This is a genomic window from Methylomonas fluvii (genome assembly GCF_014850975.1).
GTDB lineage: Bacteria > Pseudomonadota > Gammaproteobacteria > Methylococcales > Methylomonadaceae > Methylomonas > Methylomonas fluvii.
Genome location: NZ_JACXST010000001.1, coordinates 1,093,280 through 1,108,555, shown reverse-complemented (window position 1 = coordinate 1,108,555; position 15,276 = coordinate 1,093,280). Strand labels below are relative to the sequence as shown.

At 49.1% G+C, this 15,276-nt stretch carries 13 protein-coding genes; 9 read left to right on the top strand and 4 right to left on the bottom strand.

Annotated features, from left to right (window positions below; genetic code table 11):
* Positions 1 to 142 precede the first annotated feature (142 nt).
* Positions 143 to 970, top strand: a complete 828-nt coding sequence (nadC, locus tag EBB_RS05275; RefSeq protein ID WP_192392765.1) for a carboxylating nicotinate-nucleotide diphosphorylase — start codon at positions 143 to 145, stop codon at positions 968 to 970.
* Positions 971 to 986: 16 nt separating this feature from the next.
* On the opposite strand, the gene EBB_RS05270 is transcribed toward nadC, so the two are convergent.
* On the bottom strand, positions 987 to 1,499 hold the full coding sequence (locus EBB_RS05270) for a hypothetical protein (RefSeq protein ID WP_020484362.1): 513 nt from the start codon (positions 1,497 to 1,499) through the stop codon (positions 987 to 989).
* A 251-nt stretch (positions 1,500 to 1,750) separates the two neighbouring features.
* Here EBB_RS05270 and EBB_RS05265 point away from each other — a divergent pair, with 251 nt between their 5' ends.
* From EBB_RS05265 to EBB_RS05250, 4 genes are all read left to right on the top strand, one after another.
* Positions 1,751 to 2,353 (top strand): peroxiredoxin, encoded by a 603-nt coding sequence (locus tag EBB_RS05265; RefSeq protein ID WP_192392764.1) that lies wholly within the window; start codon positions 1,751 to 1,753, stop codon positions 2,351 to 2,353.
* Between the two features lie 737 nt (positions 2,354 to 3,090).
* A complete protein-coding gene (locus EBB_RS05260; protein WP_371741538.1) occupies positions 3,091 to 4,044 on the top strand; it encodes an efflux RND transporter periplasmic adaptor subunit in 954 nt (317 codons plus the stop codon).
* A gap of 12 nt (positions 4,045 to 4,056) precedes the next feature.
* Entirely contained in the window at positions 4,057 to 7,164 is a 3,108-nt protein-coding gene (locus EBB_RS05255) for an efflux RND transporter permease subunit (RefSeq protein ID WP_192392762.1), read from the top strand.
* Positions 7,161 to 8,444: a TolC family protein gene (locus EBB_RS05250; RefSeq protein ID WP_192392761.1), complete on the top strand. Its 1,284-nt coding sequence runs from the start codon at positions 7,161 to 7,163 to the stop codon at positions 8,442 to 8,444. The genes EBB_RS05255 and EBB_RS05250 overlap by 4 nt, the downstream gene beginning before the upstream one ends.
* A gap of 19 nt (positions 8,445 to 8,463) precedes the next feature.
* Here EBB_RS05250 and EBB_RS05245 read toward each other — a convergent pair whose 3' ends face one another.
* Complete coding sequence (locus tag EBB_RS05245) at positions 8,464 to 9,198, bottom strand: ATP-binding protein (RefSeq protein ID WP_306789985.1); 735 nt, start codon at positions 9,196 to 9,198, stop codon at positions 8,464 to 8,466.
* Between EBB_RS05245 and EBB_RS05240 the strand changes: the two genes are divergently transcribed.
* Genes EBB_RS05240 through EBB_RS05225 form a run of 4 tightly spaced genes read left to right on the top strand, consistent with a single transcriptional unit; the run spans position 9,180 to position 14,224 of the window.
* Entirely contained in the window at positions 9,180 to 9,875 is a 696-nt protein-coding gene (locus EBB_RS05240; RefSeq protein ID WP_192392760.1) for a TnsA endonuclease N-terminal domain-containing protein, read from the top strand. The genes EBB_RS05245 and EBB_RS05240 overlap by 19 nt on opposite strands.
* On the top strand, positions 9,872 to 11,761 hold the full coding sequence (locus tag EBB_RS05235; protein WP_192392759.1) for a TnsB C-terminal domain-containing protein: 1,890 nt from the start codon (positions 9,872 to 9,874) through the stop codon (positions 11,759 to 11,761). Before EBB_RS05240 ends, EBB_RS05235 begins: the two co-directional genes overlap by 4 nt.
* A complete protein-coding gene (locus EBB_RS05230) occupies positions 11,758 to 12,651 on the top strand; it encodes a TniB family NTP-binding protein (RefSeq protein WP_192392758.1) in 894 nt (297 codons plus the stop codon). Before EBB_RS05235 ends, EBB_RS05230 begins: the two co-directional genes overlap by 4 nt.
* Positions 12,652 to 12,691: 40 nt before the next feature.
* Complete coding sequence (locus tag EBB_RS05225) at positions 12,692 to 14,224, top strand: TniQ family protein (RefSeq protein WP_192392757.1); 1,533 nt, start codon at positions 12,692 to 12,694, stop codon at positions 14,222 to 14,224.
* Positions 14,225 to 14,361: 137 nt separating this feature from the next.
* On the opposite strand, the gene EBB_RS05220 is transcribed toward EBB_RS05225, so the two are convergent.
* Positions 14,362 to 14,877, bottom strand: coding sequence for a hypothetical protein (locus tag EBB_RS05220; protein WP_192392756.1), 516 nt, complete (start codon positions 14,875 to 14,877; stop codon positions 14,362 to 14,364).
* 6 nt (positions 14,878 to 14,883) lie between these two features.
* Positions 14,884 to 15,087, bottom strand: a complete 204-nt coding sequence (locus EBB_RS05215; RefSeq protein WP_192392755.1) for a hypothetical protein — start codon at positions 15,085 to 15,087, stop codon at positions 14,884 to 14,886.
* Positions 15,088 to 15,276: the final 189 nt, after the last annotated feature.

Sequence of the window (15,276 nt, the reverse complement as noted above, 5' to 3'; positions counted from 1 at the left end):
GGTTTTCAAGCTTTGTAAGTGATGCGGTATTTTATAAGCTTTGCCAACCATCCCCTATGCTTTTAATTGGCCAGAGTTTGGCGCGACTGTCACCGCATGCGGTTTATAATTACTCTCCTTGTTCATCGTCCATCACACGCCCATGCAACCAAATTCCACAGAAATCGCGCTTTATCTGGCTGAAGATATCGGTAGCGGCGATATTACCGCCAGCATCGTCTCAGCCGAGACTCAAGCCAATGCCGTAGTGGTAACTCGCGAATCCATGGTGTTGTGCGGCAGAGCTTGGTTCGATGAGGTGTTTCGACAATTAAGCTCCCAGGTGATGATCGATTGGCACTGTGATGAAGGAGAGCGTGTCGCAGCGAATGCCGTACTATGCAAGTTGCGCGGTCCGGCTCGGGCCTTGCTGACGGGCGAGCGCACAGCGCTGAACCTGCTGCAAACCTTATCCGCAACGGCGACTATTGCTCGCCGCTATGCGGATGCCGTGGCGGGTACCGGCTGCAAGGTGTTGGATACCCGTAAAACCCTGCCCGGTTTACGTTTGGCGCAAAAATACGCAGTTAAATGTGGTGGTTGTTTCAATCATCGCATCGGTTTATTCGACGCCATCTTGATCAAGGAAAACCATATTATCGCGGCCGGCTCAATTGCCAACGCGGTCAAGCTGGCTAGAGACTATGGAAATGTGCCGGTCGAAGTGGAGGTGGAAACTCTTGACGAGTTTGCCCAGGCACTTGCCGCGCAACCGGATCGCATCATGCTGGATAATTTTTCGCTGGCCGATATGCGTACAGCGGTAGAGCAAAACCAGGGGCTACTCGAGCTGGAAGCGTCGGGAAATATTACTTTGGATAATATCCGAAGCGTGGCCGAAACCGGGGTGGACTTTATCTCGATAGGCGCGTTAACGAAGAATATTGCTGCGGTCGATCTGTCGATGCGCATTGAGATGCGCATCGATTAAGCTCATGCTGGTGCGCTCAGTTGACAGCGTTCAGCATCTCGTTTTCGTATAAGCGTAGTTTTTTCCAGTTGGCGAATTTGCTGTCGTCGAACGGCGCATCGTGGTCGATGGCATGCTCGTAACAGCTCCGAAATAGGCGCGCAGTGCGAAACGCGTGCAATTCGTCGTCGGCGGTTACCGTGTCTACATTGCCCACTTGGAAGGTTTTATTCCGGGATTTTCCATCTTTTACCCAAAACACCGTGTAGCAAAGATAGCTTTTGTCTTTGCGGTGATCAAACTTGATGGTTCTGGACACGCCGGTTACGCCGGTAGTGGTTTTGTTTTTGGGTGGTTTCAGGAAGCGGGTCTTGCTGCCTTTCAATACCACCAGCATCTGATCGCGCCAGGTAATCGCGGCTTTCAGCGACTTGGTTTTGCTGCCCCAGAGCTTGTGAGAGAAATAACGGCTGCTCTCCTTGCCGCGCCGAACAATACGAACTTGAAAACCGAAAGTATCGGGTTCTGTAATGTGTTTTACTTTTGCCATTTGTCGTACCCTAAAAAATTCACCAAAGGTCTGCATAGTGAATTTAAGCAGCGCGAAGCACGCAGACCGCCTGTTAATTGTGTAAGCTATGGATTACAAATTAGCGCGAAATCGACCGTCTTGCAAGCGGAATTTACGGGGATTATTAGGCAAATACCAACTAAACTGGTGTAGAATAAGTCTCGGCCTTCTCGCAGAGGCGTAAATATCCTCTTAACCTTTTGTTTTATAACTAATTTTGGAGAAAATTGATGAGCGTTTTAGTAGGTAAGCAAGCCCCTGACTTTACAGTTCCTGCGGTATTAGGCGATGGTCAAATTGTTGATTCATTCAGTTTTTCAGGTGCGACTAGCGGCAAATATGCAGTGCTTTTCTTTTATCCCTTAGACTTTACCTTTGTTTGCCCAAGCGAATTGATTGCTTTGGATCATCGCATTGACGAATTCAAAAGCCGCGGCGTTGAAGTGATTGGTGTTTCTATCGACTCGCACTTTACCCATAACGCTTGGCGTAACACTCCCGTCAACCAAGGCGGCATCGGCCCCGTCCGGTACACACTGGCAGCCGACATGACGCATAGCATCTGCAAAGACTATGACGTTGAATCCGCTGGTGGCGTGGCTTTCCGCGGTAGTTTCTTGATCGACAAAGCCGGTGTCGTCCGTCACCAAGTTGTCAACGACTTGCCACTGGGCCGCAACTTTGACGAAATGCTGCGCATGGTCGACGCACTGCAATTCCACGAAGAACATGGCGAAGTTTGCCCAGCCGGTTGGAACAAAGGTGATGCTGGTATGAATGCCAACCCAGCGGGCGTGGCTGAATACCTAAGCAAAAATGCTGACAAACTGTAAGCATTAGCTTTACTTTGAGACAAGGCGCATTGTCTAGACAATGCGCCTTTTTTATTGCCTGAATTTTCTCTGTTTCTCGCCCCAATGACTGCAAATTCAGTGTGGCGCCAATTCCATTAATCGCCGCCCGGCATTTTTTATACCCGTTACATCTATGGTTTAAATAGCCCGCTAAACGGGTTTTTTGAACCAAGTCATTGGTCTTAGTCCTCCCCCCTAGTCTATTGTTACTGAGCGAGTGCAAGGACGTATATATGGCATGTTTCTCGCTGACGACAAAATAGTTTGGAAAGTTTTTTCCGGTATAAAGCGCCACACTAATTGTTCTAAAACTGATCAAACAAGTATTGATGTGACATTCGCGCTCCTCTTGGCAAAGCGCAAAAAGAACGGTTTTACAAAAATGAAGAGCACAAGACACGGTAATATTGATACGATATTATGTCGACGATAGTTCAGCCTGCACATAGTTAAGGGAATCGTTCTTTTTGAACATTGTGCAACTTCCCGCCTTCACCGTAAAAATGGCATCCACATAAAAATAATAATTCATGCACATCAATTTCATAGTTTCGATACTGCTAGCAAGCTCTTTAATCAGCTGTTCAGCCCCACCCGACAAACACCCGGCAAATCAAAAAGTCTCCAACACATCTGCTGAAGAAATTAAGGCAACAGACACTGACCAACATGTTGGGTTGATTTCAATTCCTGCCGAATCAAGGCCTTATATCAGCGTGGCTACAGTCACGCCGCAAAATTTCTCGGCGATGGTTCAAGCACCGTCGCATGTCGAATTTAGAACCAAAGCCCTATCCGCAGTCAGCGCGGTGGTGGCCGGACGGCTGAAAAAAATCAATGTACAGGTCGGTGACCGCGTCAAAGCAGGCACACCGATTGCCATTCTGGAAAGCGCTGACGCCGCCAAGATGCGAGCCGAGGTTGCAGAATCGAAAGCCGAGCTGCAACGTGCCGAAGACCGTATGCGTCGCCAGGACATCATGCAAAAAAGCGGTGTGGGCCTAGCAATGGAGCGCGCGGAAGCCGATGTGCAATTGCGCGAAGCGCGTGCCGACCATCAGCGCAGCCAGCAAGCCTTGCGGATGATAGGGGATGGCACAGATCAGGCCGTGATACTTCGTGCCTCTGAAGATGGCGTGGTTTTGCAAATTAAGTCCTCAGTGGGTTCGGCGTTGGCAGCCGGCGAAACCATCATCGAAATCGGCGAGCCGCAGTCCTTGTGGATCGTCGCGGACGTATTCGATAACGATTTGCCGCTGATCGAAAAAGGTGCCAAAGCGACATTGCAGATCAGCGCCTTGTCCGAACCGGTGACCGGCCGGGTAGTGGCGGTCAGCGCGGCGATGCAATCCGATTTACGTCGGGGCGCGGTGTATATCGAATTCGACAATCCCAATCTGGTGTTAAAACCGGGTATGTTTGCCAAAGGCCTGATTGAGGCCGCCGGCCCGCATCGTATCCTTTTACCCACCACAGCGGTGGTGATTCGAGACAAAAAACACACCATGGTCTACGTAGAAACCGGCGATGGCCGCTTCGAACCTCGTCAGGTACTCATCGGACAGGCACGCGATGGTCAGGTACCGGTGCTGGATGGACTTAAAGATGGCGAAAAAGTGGTGGTTTCGGGGGCGTTGCTCCTGGATTCCTCCGCATCCATGCTGCTGTAATCGGGGGGACTAATGCTGCGCCCCTTGATTGAACATTGCGTTCACCGTCGTCTTGTCGTGATTACCGTGGCGGTGATCATTGCTATTTTTGGCATCCATGCGTTTATGGAAACGCCGATCGAAGCCTATCCCGATGTGACCAACACCCAGGTGACCGTCATTACCTTGATGCCCGGCTATGCCCCGGAAGAAGTCGAGCGGCAAGTAACAGTGCCGTTGGAAAGAGTATTGAATGGCACGCCGAATATGCTGCAGATGCGCAGCCAAAGCCTGTTCGGCTTGTCGCTGGTGACGATTACCTTTGAAGACCACATCGACAGTTTTCATTCCCGTACCGAAATATCTCAGCGTATCTCCGGCGCGGAATTACCCAGCAGCGTCACGCCGGTATTGGCGCCGGACTACACGCCGTTGGGCGAAATCTACAAATTTACCCTGACCAGCGACCGGCATTCGCTCTACGAGCTGCGTTCGGAAATGGAATGGAACGTATCGCGCAAATTGCGCCAGGTGCCGGGGGTTGCGGATGTGCTGACTTTCGGCGGTTACTACAAAGAGTTTCATATCCAAATCGATCCGACTCGCGTCGAGTCGGTAGGCTTGACGCTGGAAGACATCGGCTTGGCCGTAGAAAAGTCCAACAAAAATGTCGGTGCCGGCTTCTTGAGTTACGGCGATCAGGAAATGGTGGTGCGTGGTGTCGGCAATCTGGTTACGGCAGACGACATTAAAAAAATCGTTTTGAAAAACCATGAAGGCACACCGGTCACCGTCGGCGATGTCGGCCGCCTGGTGCAATCCTATACCCCACGCCGCGGCACGGTGGGTTTGGACGAACACAAAGACGTGGTGGAAGGTATCGTGCTGCTACGGCGCGGCCAAAATCCGTCGCGGGTATTGGATGCCTTACACGAGAAAGTCGCGGAATTAAATGCTGGGATTTTGCCTGCGGGCATGAAGATCATGCCGTTTCTGGATCGATCCGAATTGGTCAGCAGCACCTTGCATACCGTGTTCGACAACTTGCTGCACGGCTTTGCTCTGGTAGTGGGCGTGGTCTGGTTATTTCTGCGCAGCATTCGCGGCTCATTAATCGTTGCGACGGTGATTCCGTTGTCCCTGCTGGTGGCGTTCTTAGGTTTGTACCAGCTGGGCATGCCGGCCAATTTGATTTCGATGGGTGCGATTGATTTCGGCATCATTCTCGATGGCGCGGTAGTGCTGATGGAAAATGTCATGCACCAGGCTCAACACCGCAAGCCAAAGTCGCGGCGGGAAATGCTGTACCTGATTGCCGATGCAGCGGTAGATGTAGCCAAGCCAGCGTTTTTTGCAATGTTGATTATCATCGCTGCGTTGATTCCGGTGTTTACACTGGAGCGCGTGGAAGGCCGGATATTTCGGCCGCTGGCGATGACCTATAGTTTTGCGTTATCTGGCGGCTTGATCTTTGCGCTGCTATTGGTGCCGGCCTTATGCGCCACCTTCATTCAACCCCAACATGCCTTGGTAGCCGAGCCCAAGTTTTTGGAACGCTTGCGGGATGGGTATTCCCGTTTATTGGCGCAGGTACTGGGTAAACGAACGCTGGCTTTAAGCTTTGCCGGCATTTTGTTGTTTGCCGGCGGCTTGGCCGGGGCCGGGCTGGGCACCGAATTTCTACCGGAACTGGATGAAGGCGACATTCATGTGTTCGTTGAAATGCCGCCGAGTATTTCGCTGGATAAAGGTCAGGAAATTCTATTGGACATGCGCCAACGCTTGATGAAATTTCCGGAAGTGTTGGGTATTTTGAGCCAGCAAGGCCGTTCCGAGGACGGTACCGACAACGAAGGTGTCAACATGAGCGAAACTTTCGTGCATCTCAAACACCATGAGCAATGGCGGCAGGGCTGGCATAAAGAAAAGTTGGTCGATGCGATGCGGACCTCGCTGGAAGAAATACCGGGCGTGCGTTTCAATTTTTCGCAACCGATCAAGGACAACGTCGAGGAAGCGGTGAGCGGGGTACGCGGCAAAGTGGTATTGAAAATCTACGGCCCCGATCTGGACAAAATGCGTACCACGCTGGAAGACATCAAACTCCTGCTGGCCAAGGTCGATGGCGTGATTGATTTGGATCTTTACCGCGAATCGCGGGTGCCGCAATTACAGATCAAACTGGATCGTTCCGCCTTGGCCCGCAACAGCTTTGACGTGGATAGAGTGCAAGATACCATCGAAATCGGCATGGCCGGCCGGATAGTTTCCGAATTGTGGCAAGGCGAGCGGCCGGTACCGATACGCTTGATTTTGCCGGAGAACGAGCGCGGTGACATCGAAAAAATCGGCAATATGAATGTCGTCAATCCCTCCGGAGCCTATATTCCCTTACGGGATTTGACCACTATCGATATTGCCCAAGGCCGCACCTCCATCGAACGCGAAGCCAATAGCCGTTACATGGCCTTGAAATTTAACGTGGAAGGCCGCGATTTGGGCTCGGTGGTGCATGAAACCATGGAACTGGTCGCTGCCAACATCAAAGTACCGGAAGATCATTTCCTGAACTGGGGCGGCGAGTTCGAAAATCAGCAGCGGGCGATGGCGCGTTTGGGCGTGGTGGTGCCGATTGCGGTATTGATCGTACTGGGCTTGTTATACAGCGCCTTGCAATCGGGGCGTAGCGCGGCAGCAATTTTGATTGCCACGCCGTTTGCGATGACCGGCGGCGTGTTTGCGTTGCTACTGACCCATATTCCGCTGTCGGTGAGTGCGGCGATTGGCTTTATTGCGCTGTTGGGCCAAGTCTGTCTGATGGGTTTGTTGGTGCTGAGCGCGACCGAGGAAATGCGCCGCGGCGGCATGGAGTTATTGGCGGCAATCACGGAGGGGGCAACGCAACGCTTGCGCCCGGTATTGATGGCCTCGCTGTTGGCACTGCTGGGCTTGCTGCCGATGGCATTGTCCACCAGCATCGGTAGCGAAACCCAGCGGCCGTTCGCGGTGGTGATTGTCGGCGGGATGCTGACCACCTTTTTGGTGGCAATGTTTATCTTGCCGGTGATTTATTCCTTCGTGACCAGCAAACAAATCCTCACGCCCGAAGAGGCTGACGAACTATTGGATAGCCAAGTATGAACCCGAAAGCCAGCCTGATTTTGCTGATTTCTTTATTAGCCAGCCCCATTTGTGTTGCCGAGCCTGAACCAGCAAGCCAAGACTTGCCGGAAACGGTGACGATTCGGGATTTGCTGCAAATCGTCCGCGAGAAAAGCCCTAGATATGCATTAGCCCGTAACCAAATCGAAGCTGCCGAAGCGGAGGTGGTCGCGGCCGATGTATTGCCCAATCCTAAAATCAGTTACGGCCGCTTCGATCAGGCCGGCGGGCGCCGCAATACCCAATTCGACGGTCCATCACAGCAAAACATCACCGTCGAAGTACCGATGCTGCTGGCCGGACAGCGCGGCGCGCGTAAAGACAACGCCGAACGGCAAGTCGATGTCGCGGCGGCTCGCGTTGAGGTGGATTACAACCAATTGATTCGTGAATCCTGGCGGCTGTTTGCGCAATTACTAGCCAATCAGCAGCGGGTGTCGGTGCTGGATGAGGCCCGGTTGGAGTTGGAACGCTTGCAAACCATCATCTCCGGCAAGCAAAACGCCGGCACCGCCAGTCAATACGATGTGCTGCGCATCACTCAGGAAGTGCAGAGCCTGAATACCCGTTTGGAAAATGCGCAAACCAATCTGAGCAGTACCCTAGGCGAGTTGGCGAGTTTGCTGGGTTTCCCGCACTGGAAGCCGCAAGCCAGTGGTACGCTGGAGCCGATTGGCGTGTCGGCGGACGTGGATAAGTTATGGCAACAAGCCGAGCAGCGTAATCCCGATCTGGAAACGGCGCGCCGGGAAATGATCGCCGCGGATTCTGGATTGGAAAAAGCTGAGCGGGAACGCTGGCCGGTGCCGTCGTTGATGTTCGGTACGGCTTTCACCGATAAACCTTATGGCAACACCACGTTTGCAGGCGTATCGGTCGATCTGCCGATTTTTGATCGCGGCCAAGGCGGCATCGCCCGTGCGGCTGCCGAAGTGCATGCCAGCCAATTAAAACGTGAATTGCTGATGGCGGCCACTCGTCAAGAACTGGAAAGGGCTGTCGATGTGCTGGCAAGACGTCGGGCGACGTTGGCAAAGGCCGAAAAAGAAGTGGTAGCGCCTTTACCCACTTTAAAGCAAATGGCCGAAGATGCCTATCGTTTGGGGCAAACCGGTCTGATTGAGTTATTGGATTCATCTCGCACCCGTACCGAAATCAAGTTGAATCATTTGGAGTTGCTTCAAAATGAAATCGAAGCGGAGTTGGATGTAATGAATGCCTCGGGCTTGTTGGCGGTTTATTTCGAAAACCCGGCATGACGCTGCCGGATTTGCATGCTTATCGGGTTCTATCCAGCTTGCGATAGCCTATGGCCTCGCTGAGGTGAGCGATTTCAATATTTTTTGAATTCGCCAGATCGGCAATCGTGCGCGCCAATTTCAAAATCCGGTGATAAGCCCGGTGCGACAGGCCGAATTTTTCCAGCGCTTGTTCCAGCAACTGATGGCCGGCTTCGGACAAGGTGCAGATAACCTTCACCTCGGCGGCGCTTAGTCCTGCATTGGCTTTGCCTTGGCGGCGGTAAGCAATTTCTCGGGCTGCGACGACACGTTGCCGAATCGTTTCGCTGGTTTCTTCACCCGCCGCCGCCCCCTTGCGCAATACTTCCAGCGCGACGCGCGGCACTTCCATATGCATATCTATCCGGTCCAATAAGGGCCCGGAAACTCTGGCCCGATAGCGGGCGACTTGTTCGGAGGTGCAGCGGCAACGGCCGGAAGCATCGCCCAAGTAGCCGCAGGGACAGGGATTCATCGCCGCGATTAGTTGAAAGCTGGCCGGAAAATCGGCCTGGCGGTTGGCGCGGGAAATGGTGATGTGGCCGGTTTCCAAAGGTTCGCGCAACACTTCCAGGACCTTTCGATCAAATTCAGGCAGTTCGTCTAAAAATAGCGCACCGTTGTGCGACAGGGATATTTCGCCAGGTTTGGGATTGCTGCCGCCGTGTAAACAAGATCGCTTTTTGCGACTATTTTGGTTTATAGGGGTGTAAAATGCGACTCGTGAATTCATGGTTAAAAATCGAAAAGTCTTCCGGAGGCGTCCGAAGAATCCCTACGAATGTAAGGAGCCTCACCGGAACCGTAAATGGACAGGAGTTTGAGTCGTCACTCGAACGCGATCTTCTATTGCTTGTACATTGGGATTGCGAGGTTGATTGGTACCAAAGTCAACCGGTCAAAATTGACTACCTAGATGATCAAGGCAAGCAGCGCAGTTACACTCCTGACTTGCTTGTGACCTACCGATTTGACGCCGGTCAGAATACCCAGCAACGGAATCCTCGTCGGCCTTTATTGTGCGAAGTTAAATATCGCGGTGATTTGATTAAGCAAAAAGATCAACTCAAACCGAAGTTTAAGGCAGCTCGTGCCTATGCGAAAAGCCAAGGCTATGAGTTTCGCGTGCTGACAGAACGAGAAATCAGAACCGATTATCTAAAAAATATTCAGTTTCTGTGGTCTTATCGCTACGCTGATTTCCACGAGCATCATTATAAAAAGCTGAAAATGGTTTTGAATGAGCTGGAAGAAACAACGGTTTCCAAGTTGCTTGAAGTGAGTTACTCGTCGAAAGAATTGAAAGGAGAAGCGCTATGGACGCTCTGGTGCATGATTTCTCGGCTGTGGGTTAAATGTGATTTGACTATCCCTTTATCGATGCAGTCAACAATATGGGGTGATGAATGATTATGTTGGCAAAAACACGCATTCTGCCGGGCTCAGTTGTTTATCACGAATCGACACGTTATCAAGTTATCGACTTAGTCAGCGCGACTCATCTAGTCATTAAAAATCATGATGGTAAAACCAAAACGGTTAAAGCTAGCGATGTCACTCCAGATTTGGTGCTGCCTTCGGAACCTTTGCCAGATCTAAGCGTTATCCCACAGGATAAATGGGAACGCGCGCTGGAGATTTACCTTGCGATACAGCCTCTGCTTGTTATGGGGGCTGGCCGTACTCGGGCAGATGTTAAGAAAGTTGCTGATGAGATGGATAAACATATCGCGACCGTTTATCGATGGATTGATGATTATGAGTCATCAGGTTTGCTTTCTTCTCTCATCAGGAAGACGAGGAAAGATATGGGCTCTAAGCGACTTGATCCTCAAGTTGAAGAAATTATCAAACAGGTTATTGAAGATCTCTATTTGGATTCGCAGCGTCGAACGCCAACTAAGGTAGCCAAGGAGGCGCGAAAAAGATGCAAGCAAAGCGGTTTGCCTGAACCCGACCCGCAAACCGTACGAACGCGAATTTTAGATATAAGTGAAGAATACCGCATGCGCAGACGCCGAGGAGCAAAAGCGGCAGCGGAACACTTTGATCATATACAGGGCTCATTTCCGGGCGCAGAGTACCCTTTAGCCGTTGTGCAAATTGATCATACCCCGATGGATGTCATTTTGGTCGATGACATAAATAGAATGCCGATTAATAGACCATTTCTAACCATTGCAACAGACGTTTACAGCAAAATGTGTGTTGGCTACTATTTGTCTCTCGACCACCCAGGAGCGCTAGCAACCGGATTATGTATATCGCGCGCGATATTGGGAAAAGAGTCGATCCTGGCATCGCTAGGGCTGGATGATATGTCATGGCCATGCTGCGGAGTGATGACGCGCATTCATACCGACAATGCTAAAGAATTTCGAGGGAACCTTCTTGGGCTAGCGACCAAGCAGTACGGCATTATTGCTGAACGGCGCCCCAAGGGTCGGCCTCACTATGGCGGTCACGTGGAGCGAGCATTTCGCACTTTTATGCATGAAGTACATAACGAACTGCCGGGCACTACATTCTCAAATGTTCGAGAGAAACTGGAGTACGACGCGGAAGGTCGGGCTGTAATGACTATTGATGCGCTTGAGAAATGGTTTACGCTTTTTATTTTAGGGGTGTATCACCAATCTCCGCATGCAGGTAACGATGGTTTGCCGCCGATCGTCAAGTGGGAGCGGGGTGTATATGGTACCGATAGTGAAATTGGTACAGGTGTGCCTATGCGTGTTTCTGATGAGGAACGATTGAGGCTGGATTTTATGCCGGTCATCATGGCTACGGTTCAGCGATATGGTATTCAAATCCAAGGCGTACATTATTGGTGTGACGCACTTAGATATTTCGCGGGCGATCATGATCCCAATGCAGGAAAAAACAGGCCGAAATACATTTGTCGATACGATCCGCGCAATCTAAGCAAAATATGGATGTTTGATCCTAAATCTGAAAAATATATTGAAGTACCCTATAGAGATCTTTCTCGCCCACCTGTTAGCTTGTGGGAAATTAAAGAGTCCAAGCGCCAACTTAAAAAAGAATCCATGGCGACGACTAATGAAGAGTTAATCTTCAAGACGATTGACCGTATGCGGGAACTTGTCGCAGACGAAGCGCGCAAAACGAAGGCTGCTAGAGTTAAGCGACAAAAACAAAAGCAGTGGAATTCGGCTTCTGAAGGGGCGGCAGAAAATACGAAAAAGGATTTTAAGCCGGTGACGGATAAGCCAGAGAACATAACGAATTCTGAATTCTTCGCGCCCTTTGAGGGTATCAGGGAGGCAGAATGAGCGAAATCGCTAGGCAATTATCCAAGCGAACACTGGAATTGCTCGAATTGTCAGATGCGGAGCGACTGGCGCATATTGATAAGCCGTTTTTTATTCCCTATCAAAAAGCGTCTGAATTATTGGCGGAGATGGAAGACCTTTTGGAGCATCCCAAGACGAACAGGATGCCTAATCTACTGATTGTGGGGCGATCAGATAACGGAAAAACTGAAATTCTTAGGGAGTTTTTGCACAGACATCCCGCTGAAGATCGGGCTGGTCTGGATTCAGTTTTTGCACCTGTAATCTATATTCAGTCACCGCCTGGGCCGAGCGAGCACATATTTCTCAACAATTTATTGATGCTTTTGGGGGCCACAGTTCGAACAAACGACTCAGCCGATCGAAAATTATTACAACTGCTAGCCATCTTGCCGAGATTGCAGACTAAAGTACTTATGGTGGATGAGTTGAATGCACTGCTTGCCGGCAGCGCAACAAAGCAGCGTTTTTTACTTAATATGCTGAAATTCATTAGCAATGAGCTGCAGATTTGTATTGTGGCCGCAGGTACGCTGGAGGCTGAGCACGCCATACGTAGCGACGCCCAGTTGCAGAGTCGATTTCCAATGCGAGCCTTGCCGAGATGGCAGCAAGGCGAAGACTTTAGGCGATTGCTTTACAACTTTGAGTATCTATTGCCCCTGAAGCAACCATCCGAGATCTATAAGGGTGAAATTGCCAGTAAATTATATGGCCTCAGCGAAGGTGTTATCGGTGAGGTTGCCAAAATATTGCGAAGTGCTGCCAGGTACGCTATCCAAAGTCATGAAGAGCGCATTTCAATAGATGTCATTTCAAAATGTACCTATGTGTCCCGTAAAGGCGACGTGCGTGTCGAGTTGTTATGACACATTACTAGGGCTAAGTGGCCAGTTATGGCCTGTACATTTGCAGCCGAAAGAGGATGAGCTTCTTAGTTCATGGATTATTCGATTGGCACATGCGCACGGATATAAAGTGCAAACGATGTGCTCAATGTTGCTGGGAAGCGATGCGGCTATTTGGAATCGGGATGTCGACCAATTGGCGCCTATTGAAGATTTGCAAAGGCTATCCACAATTTCTGGTGCTTCGATTGAGCGCATAGAAAAAACGACACTACGTAGTTTGGAGGGTGATCTTTTTGAAAAGCATACGCCACATGGTATTTGTCGTTGGATCGTGCCTATCGGTGTTTTTCATCGATCAAGGCGTCGGCCAGGGCTAATGTTTTGCCCGCAATGCCTGAAAGAAGATCCCGAGCCCTATTTTCGCAGAACATGGCGATTAGCGTTCGCGACAATATGCGCAAAGCATGGTTGCTATCTCTTAGATACCTGTCCGAATTGTAATTCGCCGCTGGCACCCCACCGTTCCGATATGCAATCACGAACGGTTTTTCCTAAAACAGGGCTGAATGTTTGTTGCTGGAAGTGTGGCTTTGATTATAGGAAAACGATAGAACAGCCCCATTTTCTTGAAGAATTGCATGTGCGATTTCAAGAAAAGTTAGAGCATGCTTTGAATGTTGGATATGTTGAATGGGCCAATAGCCCGAATATGCACTCTCTTGTCTTTTTTGAGGGCCTGCGTGCTTTAATTGCAGGGCTCACGTCTAGGCAGACCCGAAATCGGCTTAAGCGATCAACAAACATTAGTATTGCCGAATTAAGTAATTTCCCGGAAAACGGATTTGAATTCGCGAATTTGCCGAGTCGTCGAGAGTTATTCTGTATCTTGGCGAAGGTCACAGAGCGTTGGCCGAAAAGTTTTGTGGATCTAATCCACGAATGTGATTTGCGCTATGCTGACTTAAAGGGAGATAGTCATCGGCGACCCTTTTGGTATGAAGATGTAATTCATTTGGAAGCCAGCGCCAAGAGAATATCAACTAGTGACACCGAGTTTAATTCGATTTCCAATGCCGTAAGAGCTAGAAATGTTAAGTTCTCAGCCTTTAAAGCAAAACAGCTGTTTGATCGTAAGCTCCATTGGCAACCGGTGACATCAGTCTCTGATGAAACATACGACGAATTGCTTATCAGTATCGATCATGAAATTGCTCGGACTCTGGACAGTAAAGACAGGGCAGTTTTAATTCGTGACAAGATCATGTTTGCTGTTGGGAGGGTGCTTAAATTGACTCAAAACGACCTTGCTTGTTTAACGATTGATAAAGTACACCAACTAGTCTCTAACACAGAAACTGCTGATTTTTACAACAATGCAAAAACACCGGCGCAAGCAAGAGCTTGGGTCGAGTGGTATTGGCAAAATATAAGGCATCAGCTGGAACCCAATGATGCGGTCATGCAAGTTTTCACATCTGTCCAAAGAAAAAAAGGAATTAAACGTACTACTGTTGGCGCTCGATTTCGTCGAGCGGTGAATGCTAACCTATTGGACAGAATGAATACTGAATATAAGGCATGGATTAAGTAAATACTGAATTACTCTGCCGTTAGCCTGTGGTAATCAGCGACCTATTAAATAAAATATGGCCGATGTTAGCGACCTAATAAAAACCAGCCTCGGCTGGCGTTTATTAGGTCGCTGTTTAAAGCAGGTATTCGTAAGGTTTAAAACATCTTTGATCTCAGGTTTGCGGCATTATAAAGACATTTATAAATCAAATACCAGCCGTATGAACCAAAATGATCTTGGATCACGCCGTTGTTTATCGCTTTAGTTATACGATCAGAAAGCACTTGACGGTTAGCACGATGCGGCTCGTGAAGCCTTAGGTCAAGTAACCTCAATACGGCCCTTAGGTGCATTTTATCTAGGTCGTATAAACCGTTGCTTTTTAATTGAATTGATACGGCAATTCCTAAAAAATAAATGAGCTTGAATTCATCGTAAATGCCTTCCCGTGGACTAACCTTGTAAAAATTAATATAACTAGAAATCAACAATACGCTTGCATTAAAAATTTTCTCTTTATTATTATTGGCAAGGCTTGCATATGTGGCAGAATAATTAAATGCTTCTTCTTGTGAAAGCTCTTTTAGCGCGATCGCTACTATAGTTTCCTGCAGGAATTTTAATGTTTCTACCCAATAATTGCCGTTTATTTGGATATACGGATGAGCCATTGGTTCTTAAAAGTTATAAGTATTAAAGTCCGCGTGAGCTCCATTTCTCAATAAATTAAAGAAAGACTCATCAAAGTGGTTGTCGCATCCTTCAAGATTTTCGTCTTGAGGGGAGGCGTTAACTACCGGAATTTCGCCGGAAAAAGCGGTTATTACATGTTGGTTAGTTATTTTCCTGACCACGTCGATATTTATATTAATTTCTTTCATAATATCCTCCGATTGTTATAGTTAATATGTGCTTCAAATTTTAAGGTAAAGTATAAAAATAATAAGCCTGTGTCTGAAATAGAATGCTACAGCTTTAGATTACTAGAAACAGAGGCCCCTCATTATTAATTCTTGATGCGACAAATTGTCGCATGCAGCGCAAGTGTTGCAATATAAATTTTCAGCAAA

What these genes read in the sequence shown, in the direction of transcription:
- EBB_RS05220 (WP_192392756.1), bottom strand. Translation starts at nt 14,877, where the DNA reads ATGGCTCATCCGTATATCCAAATAAACGGCAATTATTGGGTAGAAACA.
- EBB_RS05240 (WP_192392760.1), top strand. Translation starts at nt 9,180, where the DNA reads ATGCGACTCGTGAATTCATGGTTAAAAATCGAAAAGTCTTCCGGAGGC.
- EBB_RS05250 (WP_192392761.1), top strand. Translation starts at nt 7,161, where the DNA reads ATGAACCCGAAAGCCAGCCTGATTTTGCTGATTTCTTTATTAGCCAGC.
- EBB_RS05230 (WP_192392758.1), top strand. Translation starts at nt 11,758, where the DNA reads ATGAGCGAAATCGCTAGGCAATTATCCAAGCGAACACTGGAATTGCTC.
- EBB_RS05235 (WP_192392759.1), top strand. Translation starts at nt 9,872, where the DNA reads ATGATTATGTTGGCAAAAACACGCATTCTGCCGGGCTCAGTTGTTTAT.
- EBB_RS05265 (WP_192392764.1), top strand. Translation starts at nt 1,751, where the DNA reads ATGAGCGTTTTAGTAGGTAAGCAAGCCCCTGACTTTACAGTTCCTGCG.
- EBB_RS05245 (WP_306789985.1), bottom strand. Translation starts at nt 9,198, where the DNA reads ATGAATTCACGAGTCGCATTTTACACCCCTATAAACCAAAATAGTCGC.
- EBB_RS05215 (WP_192392755.1), bottom strand. Translation starts at nt 15,087, where the DNA reads ATGAAAGAAATTAATATAAATATCGACGTGGTCAGGAAAATAACTAAC.
- nadC (WP_192392765.1), top strand. Translation starts at nt 143, where the DNA reads ATGCAACCAAATTCCACAGAAATCGCGCTTTATCTGGCTGAAGATATC.
- EBB_RS05255 (WP_192392762.1), top strand. Translation starts at nt 4,057, where the DNA reads ATGCTGCGCCCCTTGATTGAACATTGCGTTCACCGTCGTCTTGTCGTG.
- EBB_RS05270 (WP_020484362.1), bottom strand. Translation starts at nt 1,499, where the DNA reads ATGGCAAAAGTAAAACACATTACAGAACCCGATACTTTCGGTTTTCAA.